The sequence below is a fragment of the Aeromonas media genome (assembly GCF_020423125.1).
GTDB lineage: Bacteria > Pseudomonadota > Gammaproteobacteria > Enterobacterales > Aeromonadaceae > Aeromonas > Aeromonas media.
Map to the genome: position 1 here is coordinate 304,296 of NZ_CP075564.1, position 24,456 is coordinate 328,751.

Genomic DNA, 24,456 nt, shown 5'->3' on the forward strand with positions numbered 1-24,456 from the left:
TTTTTCAAACCCTATCATCGATAGAGAACGTTAACTATGAACCGCACTGTGATGATGGCACTGGTCATCATTTTTTTAGATGCTATGGGGATTGGCATAATTATGCCTGTCTTGCCGGCGTTATTACGGGAGTTTGTTGGAAAGGCTAATGTTGCAGAGAACTACGGTGTTTTATTGGCGCTGTATGCAATGATGCAAGTGATTTTTGCCCCTCTTCTCGGCCGCTGGTCAGATCGCATAGGTCGTCGCCCTGTATTGTTACTTTCACTTTTAGGTGCAACACTGGACTACGCATTAATGGCAACAGCCAGCGTAGTGTGGGTGTTGTATTTGGGACGCTTAATTGCTGGTATTACCGGTGCGACTGGAGCTGTTGCAGCCTCAACAATTGCCGATGTCACACCTGAGGAATCCAGGACACATTGGTTTGGTATGATGGGTGCCTGTTTTGGTGGCGGTATGATTGCTGGACCAGTCATTGGTGGTTTTGCCGGTCAACTTTCGGTACAGGCACCGTTTATGTTCGCTGCTGCTATTAACGGGCTGGCATTTCTGGTCTCCCTATTCATTTTACATGAGACCCATAATGCTAATCAGGTTAGTGACGAGTTAAAGAATGAAACAATCAATGAAACCACATCCTCCATACGCGAGATGATCTCCCCATTATCGGGATTGTTAGTTGTCTTTTTCATCATTCAATTGATTGGCCAAATCCCCGCAACATTATGGGTTTTATTCGGAGAAGAGCGCTTCGCATGGGATGGCGTAATGGTCGGTGTTTCATTGGCTGTGTTCGGGCTGACACACGCACTGTTTCAAGGACTTGCTGCTGGTTTTATCGCTAAACATTTGGGAGAACGGAAAGCTATAGCGGTTGGCATTTTGGCTGACGGTTGTGGCCTATTTTTATTGGCGGTCATTACACAAAGCTGGATGGTTTGGCCGGTTTTGCTGTTACTAGCTTGTGGTGGCATCACACTTCCCGCCTTGCAGGGAATTATATCTGTTCGTGTCGGTCAGGTAGCACAGGGACAATTACAAGGGGTGCTGACCAGTTTGACCCACCTGACAGGTGTAATCGGTCCACTTGTTTTTGCATTTTTGTATAGTGCAACCCGCGAAACGTGGAATGGATGGGTATGGATAATTGGCTGCGGATTATATGTAGTTGCATTGATTATACTGAGGTTTTTCCATCCAGGTAGGGTAATCCACCCGATAAATAAGAGCGATGTACAGCAGAGAATTTGAGCAACAATGCTGTACAGCACCGTAAATTCTGGCGCCCTACTCGGTGGATAGAGGTGAGCTGGTAGGTGGGTCTGGGATTGCGATCCATTAATCATCCTTTGGCAGCAACCGAGATAGGCCCACTTGAGCCGGTAGTTCCCCGATGACCTCAATCTTCCAACCCGTCATATTGGCCCGACACATGTGATAATGGTGCGCGATGTTGGCCTGCGCTTGCAAGGCGTGACGGGCTTTATCTAGTGCCTCAGTTGCATTGATGCCAATGCGGTTTAGCAGGAGTTCAACGCGGGTCTCCAGTTGCCTGCGTTCATGGGGGGAGAGTACCCCGGCCATTACCTTTGGCGCTACGTAAAGGCGGGCGTCGTCTTGCGAAATAGTCTTCAAGACACCGCGAGCGTACTCATTGGCGAGAGTGACCTCCTGGGCCATGTATTTGTGCATGAGGTGACCCTCTTCGAGGCGCATGATCACCTCGTTGACGTTGTAGTGACTGTGTTCCTCCAGATAGTCACGGACAAGGAGCTTATGGGCCAGCGCGATGACATCAGCCCGCTCGATATCGTTAGTGAGCCGAAGGCGTAATTCGGTTGCGCTGGCTAATTTGCCCATCGCGGCAGAAAGCAGACGACCACGTTGCGCCTGACCGGGGGACTCATCGCGACCGATAACTCCGGTTGGCAGGAATTTATCGGCTATCTCGCGGCTGACGGTGACGCGAATGCGGCTATTTTCCACGGTGAGGGTTTGATGCTTCATGTTACTGCTCCTGAGTCTGTCCGATGCCCGCGCCCACGGGGCCATGCCTATCATAATTGCGAGAGGCCTTTCGTGGGTAATTACACTGACTTGACCACTTACTTTGCACCCAGCCTTTTTAGAGAAGGTTCTTATGGCTGGATTTGCATCAGTGGTTAGGGGTGACGGCCATTGCCGACCTTGGGATAGATGGGCGTAATGATGACCAGCATCCAGGGCCAGGGAAGCAGTTACTCTATTCAAGAGAGGAAAACTTCTTTACGGGTCTGGCGGCGTTTGCTGTTGAACTCGTAATCAGCGAAGGTCAATTGATGACTCACGTTGGAGTTCGTTCTTGGTACAAAAGAGACTCTGGTGGTACTATGTCAAGGCCTTGTAAGGTATTGATTTTTAAGGTTCTAGCCCTTCCGATCGCTCAGCTACGGGCACATCTTGCTACGCAAGAGCACGGAATAAGCCGTGGACAACGCTGCGCGTTGACGCACCGCTTATCTCCGCTTGTACCCGTAGTCGCTCCCCAAGGGAATCAATCTCCTCTCATTTCTTCAACAGATCACGCAGATAGCTGTTCCGGTTATGGGCATTGCTGGGCGCTTTGGTGATGGCTGCAAACTCAGCTGTGCTGCCCACGATATGGACCTCATGCTCGGCCCTGGTTATTGCGGTATAGAGCCAGGCCCTGTCAACGATCCTCCCCTTTTGCAGCGCGATGATGATGCGTGGGAACTGCGAACCCTGAGCTTTATGGAGTGTGATGCAGTAGCCCAGCCTCATACAGTCCAGCAGGGATTGGGTGACATACACGCTCTCGCCTGTGTCCAGTTCAACCACTCCGTAGTCATCTCCAGCCCCGACAGCGCGAGTTAGCGTTCCGAGCGAGCCATTTTGAATGCCTTTCTCGTAATTGTTCTGAGTGAAGAGGATCACATCTCCTTGGCGCAAATCGTTGCGGCGGTAGGTTTCGCCATACATCTCAAATATCATCCGAGCACCATCAGGGTTGACGGCCTCCTGAATAAGATTATTGATCTCCGCCACCATAGCGGTGGTCGCACCTACCACTCGGCTGTTCTCGGGGGATTGCTGATATAACTCGGCACAGACTTGGGCGATCCTCTCTTTGGATGTTTCGTGGAAATAGACGTTACCCATGCTCAAGTGCTCCGGTATGAGACCTTGATTGACCTGCATAGAGTATTCAGGAATGCCTGTGGCTCCCTTCTGACGTTTAACGATGTCCAGGGTCACGTTCGCAATGGCCTGTGATGCAACGATATCGGCTAGCACCTTGCCACATCCTATCGGAGGTAGCTGGTTTGGGTCACCCGTGAATATGATCCGCACGGCGGGGTGCAGATGGTTGGTGAGCCGATACATGGTGGGCAGGTCGATCATGGATGCTTCATCGATCACTAACAGATGATTGGGAGACCCATCAGATGGCTCTATGGGCTCGTGCCGCAATAAGGCGGCAATAGTCATAGTCTTAAAGCCTATCGACTCATGTAGGCGCATTGCAGCGCGTCCAGACAGGGCGACAGCATGCACCTCAAAGCCCATTTTGCCATAGGCCCGCAGTGCAGTTCTGAGCACTGTGGTTTTGCCAGTTCCTGCGCCCCCCGTGATGCAACTCACCGCATTGTCTAGCGCGGTGAGCACCGCTTCATTTTGCATCGCGGTCAATTCATAGGGCAGCTCATTAACCGCAGCGAGAAACGCAGCATTGGTGGACTCGTCGTAACGATTTTGCTGTTTAGCAAGTTTCAACAGCCGCTTGGCAACAACAGTCTCCATCAGCAATTGTGCGGTAGGGTGATAGGTGCCTGCTTCATGGTTCAGCACATACTGGGCTTGGTGGTAACCGGCCTTGAATGCTTGTGCTGCCAACTCGCCGTCACCAAGCAATTTGGTCAGCAGGGGGCGAAGCCTGGCCTGCGTGGTGTAGGTGTGGCCTTTTTCCACTTCCGCGTGGATGGCGAACTCTAGGGCGGCACTCAGTCTCTTCGGATCTTTTAGTTCTACCTCAAACTTCGTTTGAGAAAGGGTATCCACTTCTTCAAACTCCATTCCGAAGCCGACCAACAAGTAGGGATTATCTTTGATTGCTTCAACGGATCCTTCGCCATGGAACTTCAATAGGCGCTGCTGAATGGACGAGGGGATCCGACACTCTGCCATCCAATTGCAGTGGCTCAGATTTTTGTATTTTGCATAGCCGTTGAACAGGGCATTAATAGATACATCACTCAGAATACCCTTGAGGCGCTCTCTGGACTCTGGTGTGTCGGTGCGCAGGGTGGTGTGAAATTGCTCACCGAGTAGTTGCCATAACGCCCTGGCTTTACCGAGGCCAATTCCCTTGAAATCAGGCTCCTTGGCAATGAACTGGATCAGCTGCTCACCTGTCTCTGGCAGGGTGCATATTACGTGCTCAGGTGATTCATAGGTGTGTTGCCGCATAACAACGTCACCAACCTCAACCCTCTCAATGAGGGGCTTTCCATGGACTGTCCATTGCTGGCCCTGTGACGGTTGTGCCGGAAGGGTGTCAGGCCGCGCCTTAATGGTCACATAGTATTTGCCGTCCCTAATCTGGCTGGTGTCGCCATGGAGTGGGATACCAGAGAAGATCACGTAGCCGGATGAGCTATATGGGATACTGGTGACACGAATTTGCTCGGAATGCAGGGATTGGATCATCGTGGCAAGATCCCCATTTCAGCCAATGTCTCAGATAGCTCACCAAAGCGCTCAAGTTTGGTTTTTAGTTCTTTGAGTTGCGCTTTCAGCTCAATGTTTTCCTGCTCCAATGTCGATACACGTTTCGCATCGAGTTGGCGTCGATGAGCCGTAGGGTCATAAGTCTTAGGGTTATCGGAACTGGCTTTGGCCTGAGCGGTTAACGGTGGCAGCACCCCTTGTGTTCTTAAACCGTCCTCTAATTGTTGTAATTGTCTGCGCAGCTCAGGATTCTGGGCCAAGGCAGAGCGGCCACAGCCAATGGCCTTGGCGATTTCACCTCGGCTGAGATTGCCTCTGTGAATTATCTGCCGGTAGCTCTCGTCAGTTTGTGTTGCCGTCCATAGCTCAAACGTCCTGACGAACTCCTTGGCTTTCTCCGCACAGCTCCCCATCATTGACCTCCTGTTCGGCGTTTAACTTCTATAAGCGGCTTTCCAAGCATATCCTGTAATTTTTTTAGATCGGCACTATCTGTTGGGAAGTTATCAATTGATGTCATTCTGACACCATGCATGTAAGCATTATATTGCCATACTATGAAACGCTGTTTGTATGCATCATTCAAACTATTTAATCTGGCCAATTCATTCTCTAAAAGAGCAACCTTTTTTATAAGATACTCAAGCGTTACATCACGCTCTTTGGTAGGCTCAGGTTGAGAAAAAAGTTCTTTTAAAAATGTCTTTCTTCGCGAGTATGCATCTTGAATATCTTTGTAAGAGGATAATGATTGACGTTGGACGCCACCTTTAACATCAATCATTATGGCAACTTTTTTACAGAGCAAGTCCCAAGTTAACTTTCCTTCCCAAGTATTAATTAGACCTAGTATATTAGGCAGATTTTTTTCTGTGATAACTATTTTAGGCATAACAAATCACCCATAATATTAAAAGCTTTAGAATCGATAGAGTCAGGCGATTGAACTTCAATATTAAGTCCCTTCTCTAAAAGAACAACCTTGGCTGGCGATGGATCATATACATCAGGAATACGAATGGGGGTGCCATCAAGAACATTTTCATCCTCTAATAGCCGGATCTTTGTTCTAATATGAGCAAGTCGCCAACCGTGTGAGCTAACCCAGCGGTCAGCACCAAAGGCCCCCATTTTATGGCTTTGCTGTGCTTTTTCGAGTTGAGCTGCCACTTGAACTTCTCGTACTTTCAACAGCTCCAATGAGCTACGGAAGCCTTTGATACAGACCAATTCTTTGCAGGTTTCACAGTCACCGTTTCGCTGACATGGAATCATGGCAAAATCATGCTCACACACGCCTAGCTCTGTTACTATCGCTGCACCAGTAAGGTTCTTTCCGATTTCCTCGAAACTAATTGGAAGGTTACATTTTATTTTGTCCAACGTGTTTGCATTTTCAGGGATAGTAATAACTGCAATTGCATTGGACTTTTCTTCTTCTGTGCGATGATCATAGCTGGCATTATCAGCAACTCTTGCTCTCCCTGCCCAGTTTGCAAGCGTCAATTCATCCATCCCACCCCGTTCAGCTTTGGTACTTAGCCAATGCCTAGCTTGATGGGATGTTATATCGGGTTGTGAGCCATCCTCTCGTAATATGTTATGTTTCTTCCAAAGGAGGCCTCCTTTTCTGGCCTCAGACCTAGAAATCCTTGCATTAATTATGTTCACCGTAGGTAAAACAAACGAGTGTTGAATAACATCATGTTCCGCATGTAACTCACGGTCTCTATATAGTAACAAAGCCTCTGAGGCCTTAACTTTTTTTGCGTTATCAACAAAAGGCCAGTTAACCAATTTACTGATATACGCCATACTCCCATTGTTATCTGGATGCGTTTCTGCATACATCGCTGCCTCCCGTGCAGGCATGCTAATTTTTTTCAATCGTTCGATAGCTTCCAAAGCTACATCTTGCATGACAGTAGGAACCCATTTAATCCCTTCGTTGCCATTTTTGGCAGGCACCCAACGTATTCCAAGTTTAAGTTCTCCACTGCGATTCTCCTCCCATACAGTACAATCTATAGGCAATGAGAATAACTCAGAGCATCGGGATGGCGCTTGCATGAGCAATGCTATTACAGAAGTAAAATATTCTGCTTCAATACCTAATGAAGGCGCGTCATGAAATAACTTAGCAAATAACATCATATCCTCTTCTGAGGGCAATTTATTTTTACGATGTTCTTTTCCATTCTCATCAAGTTGAATAATTAAATCTTTTACTTTTTGATATGGATTTGACCACCCAGGAAGACTCGGTGTTATAAAATTGTCACGGCAGAAATTAAGAAGAAGCTCCATTTGATAGCCCGCTTTATTTCGACCTGCCAGATTTGATATGCGTCTATTAAAGATATCGCCTAGCCTTTCTAAAACTAGGCCATCGAGCATCAGAATATCTGCTTTATGTTTTGATTGAATCAATGCTTCTTCAAGTATTCGAATAGCTTCGAAATGTCTGTGAAGATTTGTTATGGGTTTTAATGCGTAAATGTAGCGAATGTATGCTTTTGCAAAATCAATAAATGGTGCACCTAGGGGAGAGAAACTATAGGAAGTTGATGGCTCTAAATTTGTGGAGAAACGGGCAACAACACGGCGAGTATTGTGAAAAGTGTGCCATAAATTATGATCCCAGCAATCTTCACCGAAAACAGTTAATTTGTTTTTGCTACTTTGAATGAACTTTTCTAGGTTCGCTTCTGAATTCAGTTCTATCGCAGGCTTAAAATGAAAAATGTTACTGTCCACTGATTATCCTCATGCTCGTTGTTGTTTCAGTTCAAAGCATTTCTGCACAACCCATTCAACTGCTAAAATTAGCCTATCTTTTGTTGCCGCGTACTCTTCACTTTTTGTCGTTTTCAACCTTACCTCTTTCTCCGCATATAGATGGGATAAGAATTTCTCGTGAGGAGCATCTAATAATGGTCTGAATTTTTCACAAGTGTAACAACTTTCATACCCCTTAATGCAAAAGTCATTGGTGCCGCATGCTCCTACGATATCGTTATCCTTGTTTGGTATGCGAGCAGCAAGGTCATGTCCTCGCTCACCCTGCTCTAAGTCAACGATAATGCGACCTAGGAATGCATTAGCAAAGGGAGCCAGTTGTTTACCAATAGCCTTGTCAATATAGGTCACGGTATCTGCGGTATTTTCTGTATAGACCTTAACATTTTGTGTATCGTTGTGATCCAATGCCTCCGCTATGATCAACGGCCCCAAACCTTTTCGACCAAGGTTTGTTCCTCTTGTATGACGAAACCGCCGAGCCGTTATATGAATATAGTCTCCTGTTCTTTCAGAAATAGCTTTTTGTTTTCTTTGGAAATTTTTTAGCAGGTGATTTCTTAGATCTATTGATGACATATTGAAAATGTCAGTTTCTAATAACTCATCAGTCAATGATGTTCTTTGCGCCGCTAACTCAAAAACCATTTCCCAATCAATAAATAATGGGATTTTTGTTGCTTGAGAAGCAGTCAATTTTATTGAGAATTTTGATTCAAACTTCTTTGTTTCATCTCTAATTAAATTACGCAACGTTAGATAGAGCTCTTCCGTAATTGGAAATTTTTTAAAAGAGAAACGGAACCCACCACCGCGCTGCTTTGCTCTCGGTATATTGAGGTAAAAATTTGTCACATTCTTACTGTGATCATGTTCTTTAAATAAATCGGCAGCCTTTATTTGTCGTAACTGTGTGGGGCGTCTAGCTGTAGCTTGCAATAAGCTCACATATGCATAGCATTGAAATGAGATATAGTTATCCCTGAATAAGCGAATAAGTTCATGATTTAATGCAAGTACCTCATTGTTAGTAAAGGCACCTGTTTCAGGGCAACGATTAGCAACAGATACTCCTTTCTTGTTTCCTGATAGAGTTAGTATTTCTAGTGTTTTCACCATCTCTGTTGTTACACCATAATAGCCATATTCATTCCAGCTAACAAGAAAGCCACGGAGTGAACCTAAGTACCATTCATGACTTTTATCAAGCATTGCTCGCCAATTGAGTAATACATCCTCATCTAGTTTTTTGAATCTAGTGTCTCGCAATAGTCGTTGGAAGCGTAGATACATATTGGATGTATGGTGTGCTGATTGTTCTTCAGCATAGGTTGCTAGTGTTTTTTTAAATCCATCTAGCAGTTTTGGTTCCATAGATAAAACATCCGGCATGAATGCAATGCTGACATCTTTATTCAACATCCAGCGCTCTGAGTGAAAATCAAAGCTGTAACCATCTTTTGATACTAATTTTTTTGAGCTAAACCTTGATGGGAAATCGTCATTTTCTTCCTCAATGTAATCATATTTATTCATTTGTACCCTCTATTCTTTGAGATTCAATAAGTTGTCTCTGTAGTTCTTCTTGCTCTTCGAGTACGAGCTTGTTTGTTTTTTTGCGAATATGACGTTCAACATATGGTTTGGCAGAACTTTCTGATGTGTGCCCCATTTGATGCATTCGGCTTTTTGCTTCTTCACTAGGTGAAATAAACGTACGGTTGTTGTTCGGGTCTTTAGATAGAACATTGTTCTTGTCAATTATTTCTGAGAACCACTGGTTCCAGTTATGCCTAAAATAATGTGGGTGTATTGATTTGAACCGCTCATCTACAGATTTCATTGTTGGCACGATGATACTATCAAATGTACTGGTCGAGATTGGCAGTCCTTGCGTTTTTCCCTTCCTATGTGTAACAAACAAATATGGATGCTTGTTCGCGTTAGGAGTCTTTGCTCGTATATTTATGATGTAGTCATCAATGAGGGCCGCAGTTTCATCTCTAATTCGCAACATTCTTTCTTTCGTTTTTGCTACAGGCTGATTTTTGCGAGGATCATATATGTCATCATGGTGACGTTTTACCCATATGAATTTATTTGGCCCGTGAAGCATTAAAAAATTCGATTCAATAGATAGTGAGAGTAACTCACCTCTCCGTATGCCTAGTTCTTTTAAAAGTAAAAACATAAGATGATTTCGTTTTTTTGTCGAAGCATGTTTGAATGGATTCTTTGGATGGTCGAATTGTGCCACAGCCATAAATTCCTCAATTAATCCATCAGGCAAATCTTTACCATCCAGTTTGTCTACAACATTCTTACCTTTGCCTTTAGGGCGAACATCCAGTATGCGCTTATTCATACTGTTAATTTCTGTGAGTAGTTTAGTGCTATTACAGTTCTGTACAGCTACTCTAGCAATGAAATCTAAATAACCTGCAATAGCTGTCACTCGATTGTAAATGTTGTTACGTCCCACAGTGGGGGTGACACTGATTAGTCTTGGGGTATTAAATAAATCAATGACCTTATCTCTGGTTTTTTTACTTTTAGCTAAGCCTTTGACATGAGAAATATCATGACTGAGATGTTCTTTGATGTTGTCAATGTCAGTGTCGCTAAGAAACTTACCTTTCTGAAACTCGGAGAACAGGTCTCTGTGTTTATTTTCTTCCCATTGAAGAAACCACTTTAATGCACCTAGGCGATTTGAAATGGTATTCACCGACAAGCTGCTACGAAGTTTTGTTGTCACCCAGAGGGTGGCAAGAAAATGAGGCATACCATCATTGCCCATTAAGACAGGGTAACGTTCACCATTTGCAAAAATCAATCTATCTAGCTTATACACTGTGCATCCTAATCTTACATTTTCCTCATACATAAAGTTATAGTGCTGAAAATCGCGATGGCAAGTGAAATGCAAAAATAAAAAAAACCCAGCATTTCTGCTGGGTTGCTTTGCACTCAAGATGGTGAAAGTGATTTATTCTTACACTTTCATCTTTTACAAGATCTAGAACGGGATATCGTCATCGAAATCCATCGGCGGCTCGTTGTAGACCGGCGGTGCAGACTGAGGCTGCGGGGCAGGACGACCGTAACCACCCTGCGGCTGCATATTCAGCTGCGGGGCGGCGGCCGGGCGTTGCATCGCTTGCTGGGGGGCGGCCTGTTGTGGCTGACCCCAGTTGCCCTGGGACTGTTGGCCACCCATGCCCTGGCCTGCGCCGCCTTGCGGACGGCCGCCCAGCATCTGCATCACGCCGGTGAAACTGTCGACCAGCACCTCTGTGGTGTAGCGCTCCTGACCACTCTGATCCTGCCACTTGCGGGTCTGCAGCTTGCCTTCGACATAGACCTGGGAGCCCTTCTTCAGGTATTCGCCGGCCACTTCGGCCAGCTTGCCCATGAACACCACGCGGTGCCACTCGGTTCGCTCTTTCTGCTCACCGGTCTGCTTGTCGCGCCAGGTGTCGGAGGTGGCCAGGGTGATGTTAGTCACGGCACCGCCGCTCGGCATGTAGCGCACTTCCGGGTCTTGCCCCAGGTTACCGATCAGAATGACTTTGTTGATGCCTCGACTGGCCATAATCTCTCTTCCACCCTTATGTATACCGGCCAGGCCAAATGCCTGGGCCCATTCAATATGTCGTTTGTTTGCAATGAGATGTGCGCCACGGATGGGCCTCATCTTCACGCATGTCACGGCTGTGCCAGATTCAACCGACGCGTTTATCGGCCACCGCCGCAGCGTTTGCCCGCAATAATACCAGTTGGCGAAGATGAGCGCACACCTTCCTGTCCCGGCGAGCACCAAACCCCGCCGCTGGCGTCCGAGTAACTTACCCGAGGTTGGGGCCCACCAGCAAGGGGACGGCGGAGCAGAGTGCTGCAACGACGGCCAAGGCCTGTTATGGTGGTGGTCGGCACTACCTGACCCCCCAAATGGGGGGGGCGTGCTAGTCATTTGTATTGGCTGGAAAATTGCTGAGCTTCAAAGGAATCACAACGGCGTCTAATACTTTTTTAATGCTGCAGCCAGGAGGGGGATTGGTACTCTTCCTTGCCGAAAACCCCGACTCGAATGTGCAAGGAAGTTCTCTTGATGACGCCCGAATATCCCCTAGTGCTGATCACCGAAAATAATGCACAAGCCACCAGTTTCCAGCGTCACCTCAGCGAACAGCTTGGCTTGTCCATCTTGCTGGTCGGGGAGCTGGATGCCTTGCCTGAGCCCTCCGAAACCGGAGCTCAGACGCTGCTGCTGATCGATCTGGACTATCTCAAGTCGGCTCAGCAGGCAGACTGGAGCAAGGCCATCTGCAGCCGTTTCGGCGAGGCCAGTGCCGTGCTGCTCAATGCCCCGACCAGCACGGATCGGGAGCTGCTGCTGATGTGGCCTCATACCAGTGGGCTCTTCTTCCGTCAGGACAACCTGGACAGGCTGGTGATCGGCATCCGCAAGGTGTTGCAGGGGGAGTACTGGATCCCGCGCCATCTGCTGTGCGATCTGGTGGATTACTACCGCAAGGGAAGCGGCCAGCCCCTGCGCAACCAGACGCTGCTGACGGCCCGTGAGCAGGAGATAGTCCGCCATCTGATGACGGGGGCCTCCAATACCGAGATTGCCGACAGCCTGTTCGTGAGCGAACACACCATCAAGTCCCACCTATATAACGTGTTCAAGAAGTTGAACGTCAAGAACCGCCTGCAGGCGGTGAGCTGGGCCAAGGAGTATCTCTGAGCGCCGGGATGGGATGATAAAAGGCTGTCTATTCATCCAGTAGTCTCTATGCCATACTGGCCCGCTCTGGTTCCCGTATCGAGCGCGCAACAAGATGGAAAAAATCGTGATCCGGGGTGCCCGCACCCACAACCTCAAAAACATCAATCTGATTCTGCCCCGCGACAAGTTGATCGTGGTCACCGGCCTGTCCGGTTCCGGCAAATCTTCCCTGGCGTTCGATACCCTCTATGCCGAAGGCCAGCGCCGCTATGTGGAGTCGCTCTCCGCCTATGCCCGCCAGTTCCTCTCCCTGATGGAGAAACCGGACGTGGATCATATCGAGGGGCTCTCGCCAGCCATCTCCATCGAGCAGAAGTCCACCTCCCACAACCCGCGTTCGACCGTCGGCACCATTACCGAGATCTACGACTACCTGCGTCTGCTGTTTGCCCGGGTCGGCGAGCCGCGCTGTCCGACCCACGCCATCCCGCTCGCCGCCCAGACCATCAGCCAGATGGTGGATCAGGTGCTGGCCCAGCCCGAAGGCACCAAGCTGATGTTGCTGGCGCCCGTGGTGCGCAATCGCAAGGGGGAGCACACCAAGCTGCTGGAGAACCTGGCGGCTCAGGGCTACATTCGTGCTCGCATCGATGGGGAGGTGTGCGATCTCTCCGATCCTCCCCCGCTGGAGCTGCACAAGAAGCACACCATCGAAGTGGTGGTTGATCGCTTCAAGGTGCGTGATGACCTGGCGCTGCGTCTCGCGGAGTCCTTCGAGACGGCACTGACCCTCTCCGGCGGCATCGTGCTGGTGGCGCCCATGGACGGGGAGGAGGGGATTGCCCCGCTGATCTTCTCCGCCAACTTCGCCTGCCCCGAGTGCGGTTACTCCATGTCGGAGCTGGAGCCACGCATCTTCTCCTTCAACAACCCGGCCGGCGCCTGCCCCACCTGCGACGGTCTCGGGGTGCAGCAGTACTTCGATCCCGCCAAGCTGATCCACGATCCGGGTCAGAGCCTGGCCGGTGGCGCCATCCGCGGTTGGGACAAACGCAGCTTCTATTACTTCCAGATGCTGAAATCCCTCGCCGAGCACTACAAGTTCGATCTGGAGGCACCCTGGGAGGATCTGCCAGCCAAGACCCAGGAGGTGATCCTGCGCGGCTCCGGCCGCACCGAGATCGAATTCCGCTACATGAACGATCGCGGCGATGTGGTGGTACGCAAGCACCCGTTCGAGGGGATATTGCACAACATGGAGCGCCGCTACCGGGAGACTGAATCCAACTCGGTGCGGGAAGAGCTGGCCAAGTACATCGCCAACAAGTCCTGCACCAGCTGCGGTGGCAGCCGGTTGCGGGAAGAGGCGCGCCATGTCTTCGTGGACAACCGTAATCTGCCGGCCATCGCCGAACAGTCCATCGGCGATGCGCTCGCCTTCTTCGAGGGGTTGAACCTGAGCGGCCAGCGCGCCCAGATCGCCGAGAAGATCCTCAAGGAGATAGTCGAGCGGCTCGGCTTCCTGGTGAACGTCGGCCTCAACTACCTGAGCCTGTCTCGCAGCGCCGAGACCCTCTCCGGCGGCGAGGCGCAGCGGATCCGGCTGGCGAGCCAGATCGGCGCCGGTCTGGTGGGGGTGATGTACGTACTGGATGAGCCCTCCATCGGCCTGCACCAGCGGGACAACGAGCGGCTGCTCAAGACCCTCACTCATCTGCGCGATCTGGGCAACACCGTCATCGTGGTGGAGCACGACGAGGATGCCATCCGCCTCGCCGATCATGTGCTCGATATCGGCCCCGGGGCCGGCGTGCACGGTGGTGCCATCGTCGCCCAGGGGACACCGGAAGAGATCATCGCCAACCCCGAATCGCTGACCGGTGACTACCTCTCCGGTCGCAAGCAGATCGCCATTCCGGATGAGCGCACCCCGCTCACCGGCAAGTGGTTGAAGCTCAAGGGGGCGAGCGGCAACAACCTGCGCAACGTCAACCTGGATCTGCCCATCGGGGTGATGACCTGCGTCACCGGGGTCTCCGGCTCCGGCAAGTCGACCCTGATCAACGACACCTTGTTCCGCATCGCCCACCGGGAGCTCAACAAGGCCACCGAGTCCACGCCGGCCCCCTATCGCGAAGTGGAAGGGCTGGAGCACCTTGACAAGGTGGTGGACATCGATCAGAGCCCGATCGGCCGCACCCCGCGCTCCAATCCGGCCACCTATACCGGCCTGTTCACTCCGATCCGCGAGCTGCTCTCCGGTACTCAGGAGGCGCGCTCCCGCGGCTACCTGCCGGGTCGCTTCTCCTTCAACGTCAAGGGGGGCCGCTGCGAGGCCTGTCAGGGGGATGGCGTCATCAAGGTGGAGATGCACTTCCTGCCGGATGTCTATGTGCCGTGCGACGTCTGCAAGGGCAAGCGCTACAACCGCGAGACCCTGGAGGTGAAGTACAAAGGCAAGAACATCCACGAGATCCTCGAGATGACGGTGGAAGATGCCCGCGCATTCTTCGATCCCGTCCCTGCGGTGGCGCGCAAGCTGCAAACCCTGATGGACGTGGGCCTCTCCTACATCCGCCTCGGCCAGTCCGCCACCACCCTGTCGGGTGGCGAGGCGCAGCGGGTCAAGCTGGCGCGGGAGCTCTCCAAGCGCGACACCGGCCAGACCCTCTACATCCTGGACGAGCCGACCACGGGGCTGCACTTCCACGACATCCAGCAACTGCTCAAAGTGCTGCACCAGCTGCGGGATCGGGGCAATACGATCGTCATCATCGAGCACAATCTGGACGTCATCAAAACCGCCGACTGGATCGTCGATCTGGGGCCGGAAGGGGGCGCCGGTGGTGGCCGCATCCTGGTGACCGGCACGCCGGAGGAGATGAGCCGTTGCAAGGAGTCGCACACCGCGCGCTTCCTGGCCCCCTTGCTGAACAAGTAAGGGCACATCAGACAGACAAGGGGCCTTGGCCCCTTTTTTGTGGGCGATCGAGAGGGACGCGAGGGATCTTTCCTCGGGCCGGCGTCAGCGACGGGCGCAGACACTGAGCCTGGGAGTGGCTGAATGTGGCATTGGATCGGGCACGGCAGGACAGTCACCGGGAGTATGAGCGGTGACGGCGGAGTGTCAGTGAGCCAGCATCAGGAAGGCGAGGGCAAACAGAAAGCCGAGCAGGATAAACAGGAAGGAGCCGATGCCCCAGATGGCTGCCAGGATGCCGATGATTTTGTCTTTGCGTGTTTGTGGTTTCATAAAGATTAAATTACAGCATGGCTACATTGCTTTAATAAAATACGCTGACCGGCATAATTAAACAACAGTTAAAAGGCAATGTGAGCGCGTTTAAGGTGTATTTATTTGATATTTTAAGCCTGTTCTCATGGTGTGATTATATTTCAATATACTGTATTTAAATGGTTTTTTAGTATTTTTAGTTGATTTCATGATTGTTAGAAGCTGTTGTGTACATCCATCTATTTCTTGATAACTATTGAGCCAAATCAATAACCAGTCATTCACATCCTTTTATAGTTTTCGGGCTTACAACATAGAAAGAAAACAAAAAGGAAATATGTGATGAAAAAAGTCCTTCCTCTCCTGATCGCAGCCGCTTTTGCTTCCCCCACCGTCCTGGCCCACCAGGCTGGCGACATTCTGGTGCGTGGTGGTCTGGCCTTTGTCTCCCCCCAGACCAGCAGTGACGACGTCCTCGGCACCGGCGAGCTGGATATCGACAGCAACATGCAGCTGGGGCTGACCCTCTCCTACATGCTGACGGACAACTGGGGTGTCGAGCTGCTGGCGGCGACTCCCTTCTCCCACTCGGTGTCGACCCCGGGGCTGGGTGAAGTCGCCAAGGTCAAGCACCTGCCACCGACCCTGATGGCGCAGTACTATTTCGGTGATGCCAACAGCAAGGTGCGTCCTTATGTCGGTGCCGGTATCAACTACACCACCTTCTTCGATGAAGAGGGCCGTGGGGCCCTGGCGGGCACGGATGTGAGCGTTGACTCCTCCTGGGGGTTGGCGGGTCAGGTGGGGCTGGACATGGCGATCAATGACCGCTGGTTCGTCAACGCCTCCGCCTGGCTCATCGACATCGACACCGACGTGCACACCGCAGTGGGCACCATCAACACCTCCATCGATCCGGTTGCCTTCATGTTTGGCGTCGGCTATCGCTTCTGATGACAGGGTTGGCCGCCTCAAGGCCATGACAACCAAGCATGTCTCTTTGGCCCGGCTCTGTTCGGGCCCTTTTCTGTCTGGCTCGGGGCAATAACTGTGATCCGGCCCCTCATAGTGTCACTTATTGCTCTTCCATTGCCTCGGCGTGCCGATAGCCTCTGCGTTAACCCCTTTATTTCCCAACGAGTGAGGATGTCTCCATGGGTTTATCTATCGTGCAGCGGATCATCGCCGGATTTGTGCTGATGTTGCTGCTGCTGGTTCTGCTGGGCTTCATCAGTATTCTGAAGATCCGGGGGATCAATGAGGGACTGTCCCAGGTATCGGATCGTGCCACTCCCCTGGTGATCGCCGTCGCCGGGCTCAAGGGGGCACTGCAGGACAGCAACCGCTGGGTGCTGACCTACAGGACCAGCGAGGATGCCACCCAGTTGCCGCAGCTGGCCAGCCAGTTCAAGGCGCAGCAGGCGCGCTTCGTTGCCCAGAGCAAGGAGATGGTCCGCTTCAACGATGTGGCCGAGGCGGGCGAGCGCTTTCGTCAGGTCGATGGGGCCACCCGGGAGTTCTACGGTCTGGCGGATCAGGTGCTGAGCCAGCATGGTCAGTGGATAGCCGCGCTCGATCGCCGTCATGAGCTGGAGCTGGCCTTTATCAGGCTGGAAGACACCTATCAGTGGGCCGCCGATCTGCTGTTGCAGCAGACCGCCAGCAAGCGTTCCATGCGCAACAAGGCCGAACTCATCACCTCCGGCATCGCCCGTGATCTGAAGAACATCCGTCGAGCCGACGCCAAGACAGATCTCAACGAACTGGAGAAGGTGCTCGCCAAGGACATCGAGATGGCGCGCAAGCGGCTCGAGCGGGTGCTGGTACCCGATGACGTGAGGCAGCGCTTCGTCGTCAATCTGGACAGGATGCAGGAGCTGGCGCTCGGCCCGCAGGGGCTGCTGGCCACCATGCGCCATGCCCAGCAGCTTGCGGCCTCGCTGCAAACCTTGAATCAGCAGCTCGATACCAGCCTGGTCAACAGCCTGGCGCTGCTGGACGAGATGGGCAAGTCGGCGGGCAGCATCGCCAGCCAGAGCCGGATCGGGGCCGATGACGCCGTCAGCAGTGCCAGCTTCTGGATCCTGATCGTCTCCGCCATCTCCGCCGCCGCCGCGCTCATCATCGGTTACACCACGGCACGCAGCATACAGCGCCCGCTACAGCTGATCGATCGGGCACTGGATCGCATGGCCACCGGTGACATGACCCGGCGCATTGACTACCAGAGCCCCTGTGAGTTCGGCAGCCTGACCCGTTCCATCAACACCCTGGCGGACAAGACGGGGGAGTTGCTCTCCCAGATCAACGCCGGTTCCCGCCATCTGGTGGAGGAGGCGAGCCGCGCCGCCGAAATAAGCGAAAGGGCCATGTCCAGGGTGCAGGATCAGAAGAGCCAGACCGATCAGGTGGCCGCCGCCATCACTGAACTGGAGGTGAGCGCCACCGAGGTGGCCCGCTCCACCGACGGCACCAAGCGCGAGGTGGATCTGGCCGACGAGGAGGCACGCGCCGGTCGCAAGCAGGTGGCGACCACGCGCCGGATCACCGAACAGCTGGCGGGCGCCATGGAGGAGGCGGTCGGCATCACCCACAAGCTGGGGGAATTCAGCAACAACATCGGCAGCATTCTGGACGTGATCCGCAGCATTGCCGAGCAGACCAACCTGCTGGCACTGAATGCGGCCATCGAGGCGGCACGGGCCGGTGATGCCGGCCGCGGCTTTGCGGTGGTGGCGGACGAGGTCAGGGCGCTGGCGAATCGGACCCAGACCTCGACCGAAGAGATCCAGGCCATGATCGAAAACCTGCAGAGCTCCAGCAAGCAGGTGATGGAGGTGATGGGACGCAGCCAGGAGCAGACCCAGGGTTGCGTGTCACAGACCCGGGCCATGGATCAGGCGTTGCAATCCATCGCCGAGCGGATGAGTGCCATCAAGTCGATGGCGGATCAGGTCGCCCATGCGGCCCAGGAACAGATCTCGGTCAGTCAGGGGGTGGCCCGTCATATCGCCGGCATTGCGGACGTGGCCTACGAGACCGAACGGGAGGCCCGTGAATCGGCAGGCAGCAGTGAAGTGCTGGCGGATCTGGTCGCCAAACAGCAGCAATTGATCGCTCATTTCAAGGTGTAGGAGGACTTATGGCTAACAAGTGGATCGGGGCCCTGAGTCTCCTGTTGTGTGGCCAGCTGATGGCCAGCGAGCTGGTGATCGAAAGCTGGCGGATCGATGACAAGGCCCTGTGGGAGGAGAAGATCATCCCCGCCTTCGAGGCCGCTCATCCGGGCATCCAGGTGAGCTTCAACGGGGTGCAGAACGTCGACTACATGCCGACGCTCTGGGCCAGTTTGAAGGAGGGCAAGGCCGGGGATCTCATCACCTGCCGCCCATTCGATGACTCCCTGGCCCTGTTCAAGGCGGGTCATCTGGCGGAGCTGAGCGAGATGGCCGGGATGGAGAATTTCCCGAGCTTCGCCCAGTCCCCCTGGCAGACCGACAGCGGCGCCCAGACCTTCTGCGTGCCCATGGCTTCCGTCATTCACGGCTTCTTCTACAACAAGCAGATCTTCAGCGAGCTGGGGCTGGCCGTGCCCCAGACCCGGGACGAGTTTTTCGCCGTGCTCGACAAGGTGAAGGCGGATGGTCGCTATGTGCCGCTGGCCATGAGTGGCTCCGAGAGCTGGGTCGCCTCCGAGCTGGGCTTCCAGAACATTGGCCCCAACTACTGGAAGGGGGAGGATGGCAGGCTGGCGCTGATTGGCGGCCAGGAGCGGCTCGACAACCCGCAATACGTCAAGGTGTTCGAGGAGCTGGCCCGCTGGCGCGCCTATCTCGGCGAGGGGGGCGAAGGCCGTGACTACGCCACTACCAACGAGCTGTTCACCTCCGGCAAGGCTGCCTTCTATGCGGCCGGCTCCTGGGAGATAGCCCCCTTCACCGGCAAGGTGGACTTCGGTGTCATGCGCCCCCCTGTGGCAAAGCAGGGTGACGGTTGCTTCTTCACCGATCACACCGACATCGGCATGGGGATGAACCCGGCCAGCAAGAACAAGGAGGCCGCCATGACCTTCCTGCAGTGGCTGACCACCTCCCAGTTTGCCGAGCTCTATACCAACTCGTTGCCGGGGTTCTTCTCCCTCTCCAACCACTTCTTCGAGGCCACCAACCCGGCGGCCAAAGAGATGATGGAGTGGCGAGATCAGTGTGACTCTACCATCCGGGTCGCCACCCAGATCCTCTCTCGCGGCACCCCCAAGCTGGGGGATGAGCTGGCCGAGGTGAGTCAGAGTGTGCTGCTCGGCACCATGGCGCCGCAAGCCGCCGCCGACCGGCTGGAGCAGGGGCTGAAGGGTTGGTATGCCCCGCATCAGGGCCAGCAGGCCAAGGCCGTGGACTGCCAATGCACGGCTCCCGCCGCCGTCTCTGCCGCGCCCGCCACGGTTGAGGCTTCCGTTGCTACGCCATCCGCGGCCATCTCGACCGCGCTGAGCGCGTCCCCCGTGTCTGCGGCTGTGGCTCCCTCGGCTACTGCCGCGACCGACGTCGAGCAGGCGCTGGCCAGCGAGCTGGAAGCGCCGCAGCCCTGAAGGGCGGCACCATGAAAAAAAACGGGAGGCATCAGCCTCCCGTTTTCATTTGCGCCAGACGGCTATGGCTGGTGAGTCCAGCGGCACAGGCTGCCGATACGTGCCACCGGGACGAAACCCAGGGCGCGGTAGACCCGCTGGGCGTGGTAGTGCTCGTCGGCCACTATGATGAGCTGCCTGGCTCGCTCGAACCCCTGACGGGCGACCTGGCTCAGCAGTTGACGGCAGAGGCCCCGGTTGCGCCAATCCTGATGGGTACGAACCAGCTGGAAGCGCCCCATGGCGCCGGTGAAGAAGAGGCCGCAGCTGGCGACCAGGCGACCCTGATGCCAGATCCCCCACCACTGTCCCAGTCCGTCGGCGATCATGGCCTGATAGAGGTCGCGCCGTGACCGCAGGTAGGCGAGGTAGCTATCCTCCTCATGGCCCGAGTCCCTGTCATCGAGCTCCAGGGTCAGCCAGTCATCCCAGTCTGCGGGGGTGAAGGGGCGGGCCGGGGCGAGGTCCTGGTCGCTCGGGGCCTTACGGTCGGCCGCCTCCAGTGCCAGCACCACGCACTCCATGTACTGGTATCCCGCCGCCACGAAGCCGGCGACCCGGCTGTTCTGTCCCTCGGCCAGCGGCCACTGGAAGGTGCGATGGCGGATCCTGGGATCCTGGCCGATCAGCTTGTCGAAGCTGGCTTCGAGCCAACCCTTGTCACGGTCGCTGGGCGGAGTGGGGAGCAGCAGATAGTTGCCGAAGTAGTAATCCGGGGCGGTCGGGGTGCGCACGGTCCAGAACCCTTCATGGTCCGTCACCTCGCCCTGATAGCGATCGAACAGCAAATCGGTGGCAAAACCGGGGTGATCTTCCATGACAAGGCTCCTGCAAATGCTTGAATTGATTATCGGCAGGGAGGGGGAGAAGTTAAAAAAAGGCCGGGAAACCCGGCCAAACAATCACACGCAGATTCAGAACGTCCAGGACGATCCGCCCGCATCATAGCGTGCCTGAGGACATTTTGGGATGGGGCCGCTCGCGACTTGGGTTGAATTGCAAAATAAAAAAAATCGCTTATCCCGCCTTCGTGGGTAAATCGAGGTTGACTTTGAGCCGTTTTCTCATAAAGATAGAAAGACGTTTAGACGTCCAAACATCCGTTTTGACGTACAGGAATCGGTTGTAGGACAGGGAGAGAGCAGATGGGATTTCACAGCGCGCGTCAGGTCGAGGCACTCAACCAGAGTCTGGCTGACTTGGGTAACAACATTTCGGTCAGTTTCGAGTTTTTTCCACCCAACAGTGAAGGGATGGAGAACACCCTCTGGCAATCCATCGAACGACTGCAGGTGCTGGAACCCAAGTTTGTCTCCGTGACCTATGGCGCCAACTCGGGCACCCGGGATCGCACTCACAAGGTGATCAAGGACATCAAGGAGCGCACCGGCCTCATCGCCGCGCCGCACCTGACCTGTATCGATGCCAGCCGCGACGAGCTGAGAACCATTGCCCGTGACTACTGGAACAGCGGCATTCGCCACATAGTGGCACTGCGTGGTGACTTGCCCCCCGGACTCGACAAGCCGGACATGTATGCCACCGATCTGGTCGCCCTGCTCAAGTCCGAGGCCGACTTCGACATCTCGGTTGCCGCCTATCCGGAAGGCCACCCCGAAGCCAGGAGCGCGCAGTCTGACCTGCTCAACCTCAAGCGCAAGATAGATGCCGGTGCCAACCGCGCCATTACCCAGTTCTTCTTCGATGTGGAGACCTACCTGCGTTTTCGTGATCGCTGCGCCGCCATCGGCATCGATGCCGAAATCGTGCCCGGGATACTGCCGGTCTCCAATTTCCAGACCCTCAACAAGTTTGCCGGCTTTACCAACGTGAAGATCCCGCGCTGGATGCACCAGCGGTTCGAGGGGCTGGATAACGATCAGATGACCCGCAACATGGTGGGCGCCAGCATCGCCATCGATCAGGTGCGGGTGTTGAGCCAGGAAGGGGTGAAGGATTTCCACTTCTACACCCTGAACCGATCCGAGCTGACCTACGCCATCTGCCATACCCTGGGTGTGAGGCCGAAAGGCCAGGCCTGATCCCCATCAGCCCATATCCGCTTCGGCAGTGGATAGACCTCATTTCAGCCAGCCTTGAGCCCCCGATGTACCGCACCGGGGGATCCTATTTCAGAGAGGAAAGGTGGGGCCATATTCAGGATGAGGCAGCAAAAACGAAAAAACCGCCAGCTGGCGGTTTTTTCGTTTCTTCATCCCTTCAGTTGAGGGCGAACCTGTCGTCCGGCGCCGTCTGGTAGAGGCCCTGCTGGTAGGCCAGGTTGCCCCAGAGCACTAGGCCCAGTGCGGCATCCTTCATGGTATCCGCTTGCGGGGCCGGGGTGAGGGTCTCGCTGGCATCGTCATAGATGAAGCCTTCCGGCGCCCGCTCCGGCTGCAGTATCACTACGTCCTTGCCCCGCATCAGGGCGAAGTTCTTGTCGTACTGCATGATGGCGCGCCCCGGCCAGTCTGCCGGCATGCTGGTCAGATCCTTGCCCAGCATGGGGTAGTCGGCACTTATGCCCATCAGGGAGAGCAGGGTGGGCGCCATGTCTATCTGGCTGACGATGCGCGGATCCTGTTTCGGCGCTATGCCCTCTCCCACAATGACCCCCGGGATATGGAAGCGGGGGATGGGTACCAGGCTGGCGCCGCCGACCCGGCTGTCGTGATCGGCGATGACCAGGAACAGGGTGTCCTTCCAGTAGTCCGATGCCTTGGCTTTCCTGAAGAACTCGCCGACGGCGTAATCCGCGTACTTGGCGGCGTTGTTGCGGGTCGCCTTGGGCTGTTCATAGAGGGAGATACGGTCGTCCGGGAACTCGAAGGGATCGTGGTTGCTGGAGCTGAACACCAAGCTGAAGAAGGGTTTGCCCTGCTTGTGCAGTGCTTCGAAAGTGTCGTTGGCCTTGGCCATGAGATCTTCATCCGAGGCGCCCCATGAGCCCTCGAACACCGGGTTCTTGAAGTCCTTCTGCTCGACTATGGTGGTGAAGCCATTGCCGAGGAAGAAGCTGCGCATGTTGTCGAAATGGCTCTCGCCGCCGTAGATGAAGCTGGTGTCATAGCCCCGCTGCTTGAGCAGATCCGCGATGGTGAAGAAGTTGGTCTGGCTCTTGCCGAGCTTGACCACGGCCTGGGCCGGGGTCGGGGTGAAGCCGGTCAGCACCGCCTCTATGCCGCGCACCGAGCGAGTTCCAGTGGCGTAGAGCTGCTCGAACGCCCAGCCCTCCCGGGACAGCGCATCTATGTTGGGGGTCAGCGGCAGGCCGCCGAGGGAGCCGACAAACTGGGCGCCCAGGCTTTCTTGCAGCAGGATCACAAGGTTCTTCGGCTTGCCGCTATGGCTGGCTGAGTTGAAGGTCTGGCTGGGCAGGGTCTCGGAGCTGAAGTCCTGGTCGGGGCGGCCGCTCTCCTCGCGCACCAGCGCCAGGATCCGCTCCTTGGGCAGTTCCCCGTAGAATTCGCCGGCACTCTCCTCGTTGCTCATCTGCTTGATGGCGAAGAAGAGGGAGTAGGCGGAGTTGACCGTCAGGGCGTTGACCAGGGGATCGCTTGCGAATGCCACCATGGCCGGGTTCAGGGCCCGGTGCCCCAGGCTGGAGCGTGCACCGAGGAAGCCGATGGCCAGGATCAGCAGGGCGAAGGCCGGGCGCAGAGTCCAGCGTGGGAAGCTCAGGTGCCGCATCAGGCGCCCGCTCAGCCACCAGCCGCCCCCCAGAGTCAGCAGGCTGAACACCAGGGCCAGCAGCAGTTCGCCCTTGCGGCCCGCCCACAGCATGGCGAGCACCTCCTTCGGGTAGATGAGGTATTCGATATAGAGGCGATTGGGGCGCACCCCGTATTCGGTGACGAAGGCGGGGGTGGAGATCTCGAGGAAGAGCATCAGCCAGAGCCCCAGGGTCAGCCAAACCCGGATGAGTTGCATCCAGGCGCGGCCCAGGGCGTGGGGGCCGGCCAGCAGCATAGTGAAGACGGCGGGGACACCCCACAACCAGCAGAGGGTGGCAAGGTCGACCCGGATACCTTGCAGCAGCAGTTGCGACCAACCGGCGACGGCGTCGACCCGCTCTTGTTGCCAGAGCCCCAGGCCTGCCCGGCTGGCGGAGAGGGTGATGAGCGCGATCACTGAAAAAATGGCGATGGGCCAAAATGGACCCAGCCAATGTCTTATTTTTGTCATTGTTTTTCCTGATAAAGCCTGTTCTTTGATGCCCATCCGAGGACAACTTTTTTATATTGCAGGGTTATGACAATGGGGGCGGAGAAAGGTTGCGGCGCAGGGCCCTACTGGACTCTATTGATAACATTGATTTTTAAATGAGGGCTC

The 24,456-nt window shown here is 54.3% G+C and carries 18 protein-coding genes and 1 pseudogene; 7 read left to right on the top strand and 12 right to left on the bottom strand.

Annotation, left to right across the window (positions count from 1 at the left end; translation table 11 throughout):
* Window positions 1-36 precede the first annotated feature (36 nt).
* Window positions 37-1,254 (top strand): tetracycline efflux MFS transporter Tet(E), encoded by a 1,218-nt coding sequence (tet(E), locus tag KI797_RS01460; RefSeq protein ID WP_017780889.1) that lies wholly within the window; start codon window positions 37-39, stop codon window positions 1,252-1,254.
* 87 nt (window positions 1,255-1,341) lie between these two features.
* On the opposite strand, the gene KI797_RS01465 is transcribed toward tet(E), so the two are convergent.
* From KI797_RS01465 to KI797_RS01505, 9 genes and pseudogenes are all read right to left on the bottom strand, one after another.
* Window positions 1,342-2,010 carry a hypothetical protein gene (locus KI797_RS01465; protein ID WP_017780890.1) on the bottom strand — a complete coding sequence of 223 codons (669 nt, stop codon included), beginning with the start codon at window positions 2,008-2,010 and terminating at the stop codon, window positions 1,342-1,344.
* 158 nt (window positions 2,011-2,168) lie between these two features.
* Window positions 2,169-2,330: pseudogene (locus tag KI797_RS01470) on the bottom strand (IS5/IS1182 family transposase); the annotation flags it as partial.
* 217 nt (window positions 2,331-2,547) lie between these two features.
* Complete coding sequence (locus KI797_RS01475) at window positions 2,548-4,710, bottom strand: AAA family ATPase (protein WP_069785361.1); 2,163 nt, start codon at window positions 4,708-4,710, stop codon at window positions 2,548-2,550.
* Window positions 4,707-5,147: a VPA1267 family protein gene (locus tag KI797_RS01480; protein ID WP_017780892.1), complete on the bottom strand. Its 441-nt coding sequence runs from the start codon at window positions 5,145-5,147 to the stop codon at window positions 4,707-4,709. Before KI797_RS01480 ends, KI797_RS01475 begins: the two co-directional genes overlap by 4 nt.
* On the bottom strand, window positions 5,144-5,623 hold the full coding sequence (locus KI797_RS01485) for a hypothetical protein (RefSeq protein WP_021140823.1): 480 nt from the start codon (window positions 5,621-5,623) through the stop codon (window positions 5,144-5,146). The genes KI797_RS01480 and KI797_RS01485 overlap by 4 nt, the downstream gene beginning before the upstream one ends.
* A complete protein-coding gene (locus KI797_RS01490; protein WP_034524358.1) occupies window positions 5,611-7,488 on the bottom strand; it encodes an integrase in 1,878 nt (625 codons plus the stop codon). The genes KI797_RS01485 and KI797_RS01490 overlap by 13 nt, the downstream gene beginning before the upstream one ends.
* A gap of 9 nt (window positions 7,489-7,497) precedes the next feature.
* Window positions 7,498-9,066 (bottom strand): site-specific integrase, encoded by a 1,569-nt coding sequence (locus KI797_RS01495; RefSeq protein ID WP_174218922.1) that lies wholly within the window; start codon window positions 9,064-9,066, stop codon window positions 7,498-7,500.
* Window positions 9,059-10,384, bottom strand: coding sequence for a site-specific integrase (locus tag KI797_RS01500; protein WP_043147737.1), 1,326 nt, complete (start codon window positions 10,382-10,384; stop codon window positions 9,059-9,061). Before KI797_RS01500 ends, KI797_RS01495 begins: the two co-directional genes overlap by 8 nt.
* Window positions 10,385-10,549: 165 nt before the next feature.
* Window positions 10,550-11,125, bottom strand: a complete 576-nt coding sequence (locus KI797_RS01505; protein ID WP_226171147.1) for a single-stranded DNA-binding protein — start codon at window positions 11,123-11,125, stop codon at window positions 10,550-10,552.
* Window positions 11,126-11,641: 516 nt separating this feature from the next.
* Here KI797_RS01505 and KI797_RS01510 point away from each other — a divergent pair.
* Window positions 11,642-12,280, top strand: a complete 639-nt coding sequence (locus KI797_RS01510) for a LuxR C-terminal-related transcriptional regulator (RefSeq protein ID WP_139750669.1) — start codon at window positions 11,642-11,644, stop codon at window positions 12,278-12,280.
* Between the two features lie 94 nt (window positions 12,281-12,374).
* Window positions 12,375-15,203: an excinuclease ABC subunit UvrA gene (uvrA, locus tag KI797_RS01515; RefSeq protein WP_005328767.1), complete on the top strand. Its 2,829-nt coding sequence runs from the start codon at window positions 12,375-12,377 to the stop codon at window positions 15,201-15,203.
* Window positions 15,204-15,389: 186 nt separating this feature from the next.
* Here uvrA and KI797_RS20985 read toward each other — a convergent pair whose 3' ends face one another.
* Window positions 15,390-15,515 (bottom strand): hypothetical protein, encoded by a 126-nt coding sequence (locus KI797_RS20985; protein WP_005328766.1) that lies wholly within the window; start codon window positions 15,513-15,515, stop codon window positions 15,390-15,392.
* A gap of 324 nt (window positions 15,516-15,839) precedes the next feature.
* Here KI797_RS20985 and KI797_RS01520 point away from each other — a divergent pair, with 324 nt between their 5' ends.
* The 3 genes from KI797_RS01520 to KI797_RS01530 all read left to right on the top strand — a co-directional run bounded on the left by KI797_RS01520 (window position 15,840) and on the right by KI797_RS01530 (window position 20,085).
* Complete coding sequence (locus KI797_RS01520) at window positions 15,840-16,451, top strand: OmpW family outer membrane protein (protein WP_226171149.1); 612 nt, start codon at window positions 15,840-15,842, stop codon at window positions 16,449-16,451.
* A 200-nt stretch (window positions 16,452-16,651) separates the two neighbouring features.
* Entirely contained in the window at window positions 16,652-18,631 is a 1,980-nt protein-coding gene (locus tag KI797_RS01525) for a methyl-accepting chemotaxis protein (RefSeq protein ID WP_226171151.1), read from the top strand.
* Between the two features lie 8 nt (window positions 18,632-18,639).
* Complete coding sequence (locus tag KI797_RS01530; protein ID WP_005328755.1) at window positions 18,640-20,085, top strand: ABC transporter substrate-binding protein; 1,446 nt, start codon at window positions 18,640-18,642, stop codon at window positions 20,083-20,085.
* A gap of 62 nt (window positions 20,086-20,147) precedes the next feature.
* On the opposite strand, the gene KI797_RS01535 is transcribed toward KI797_RS01530, so the two are convergent.
* Window positions 20,148-20,942 (bottom strand): GNAT family N-acetyltransferase, encoded by a 795-nt coding sequence (locus KI797_RS01535; RefSeq protein WP_226171153.1) that lies wholly within the window; start codon window positions 20,940-20,942, stop codon window positions 20,148-20,150.
* 327 nt (window positions 20,943-21,269) lie between these two features.
* On the opposite strand from KI797_RS01535, the gene metF reads away from it, so the two are divergent.
* A complete protein-coding gene (gene metF / locus KI797_RS01540) occupies window positions 21,270-22,166 on the top strand; it encodes a methylenetetrahydrofolate reductase (RefSeq protein ID WP_025328549.1) in 897 nt (298 codons plus the stop codon).
* Window positions 22,167-22,344: 178 nt separating this feature from the next.
* Here metF and KI797_RS01545 read toward each other — a convergent pair whose 3' ends face one another.
* Window positions 22,345-24,309 (bottom strand): LTA synthase family protein, encoded by a 1,965-nt coding sequence (locus KI797_RS01545; RefSeq protein WP_041206516.1) that lies wholly within the window; start codon window positions 24,307-24,309, stop codon window positions 22,345-22,347.
* Window positions 24,310-24,456 lie beyond the last annotated feature (147 nt).

Excerpts from the sequence above, each read along its gene's own strand:
- KI797_RS01530 (WP_005328755.1), top strand. The coding sequence starts at position 18,640 with ATGGCTAACAAGTGGATCGGGGCCCTGAGTCTCCTGTTGTGTGGCCAG.
- KI797_RS01465 (WP_017780890.1), bottom strand. The coding sequence starts at position 2,010 with ATGAAGCATCAAACCCTCACCGTGGAAAATAGCCGCATTCGCGTCACC.
- KI797_RS01510 (WP_139750669.1), top strand. The coding sequence starts at position 11,642 with ATGACGCCCGAATATCCCCTAGTGCTGATCACCGAAAATAATGCACAA.
- KI797_RS01545 (WP_041206516.1), bottom strand. The coding sequence starts at position 24,309 with ATGACAAAAATAAGACATTGGCTGGGTCCATTTTGGCCCATCGCCATT.
- metF (WP_025328549.1), top strand. The coding sequence starts at position 21,270 with ATGGGATTTCACAGCGCGCGTCAGGTCGAGGCACTCAACCAGAGTCTG.
- KI797_RS01475 (WP_069785361.1), bottom strand. The coding sequence starts at position 4,710 with ATGATCCAATCCCTGCATTCCGAGCAAATTCGTGTCACCAGTATCCCA.
- KI797_RS01520 (WP_226171149.1), top strand. The coding sequence starts at position 15,840 with ATGAAAAAAGTCCTTCCTCTCCTGATCGCAGCCGCTTTTGCTTCCCCC.
- KI797_RS01485 (WP_021140823.1), bottom strand. The coding sequence starts at position 5,623 with ATGCCTAAAATAGTTATCACAGAAAAAAATCTGCCTAATATACTAGGT.
- KI797_RS01480 (WP_017780892.1), bottom strand. The coding sequence starts at position 5,147 with ATGATGGGGAGCTGTGCGGAGAAAGCCAAGGAGTTCGTCAGGACGTTT.
- KI797_RS01525 (WP_226171151.1), top strand. The coding sequence starts at position 16,652 with ATGGGTTTATCTATCGTGCAGCGGATCATCGCCGGATTTGTGCTGATG.
- KI797_RS01495 (WP_174218922.1), bottom strand. The coding sequence starts at position 9,066 with ATGAATAAATATGATTACATTGAGGAAGAAAATGACGATTTCCCATCA.
- KI797_RS20985 (WP_005328766.1), bottom strand. The coding sequence starts at position 15,515 with ATGAAACCACAAACACGCAAAGACAAAATCATCGGCATCCTGGCAGCC.
- KI797_RS01535 (WP_226171153.1), bottom strand. The coding sequence starts at position 20,942 with ATGGAAGATCACCCCGGTTTTGCCACCGATTTGCTGTTCGATCGCTAT.
- uvrA (WP_005328767.1), top strand. The coding sequence starts at position 12,375 with ATGGAAAAAATCGTGATCCGGGGTGCCCGCACCCACAACCTCAAAAAC.
- KI797_RS01505 (WP_226171147.1), bottom strand. The coding sequence starts at position 11,125 with ATGGCCAGTCGAGGCATCAACAAAGTCATTCTGATCGGTAACCTGGGG.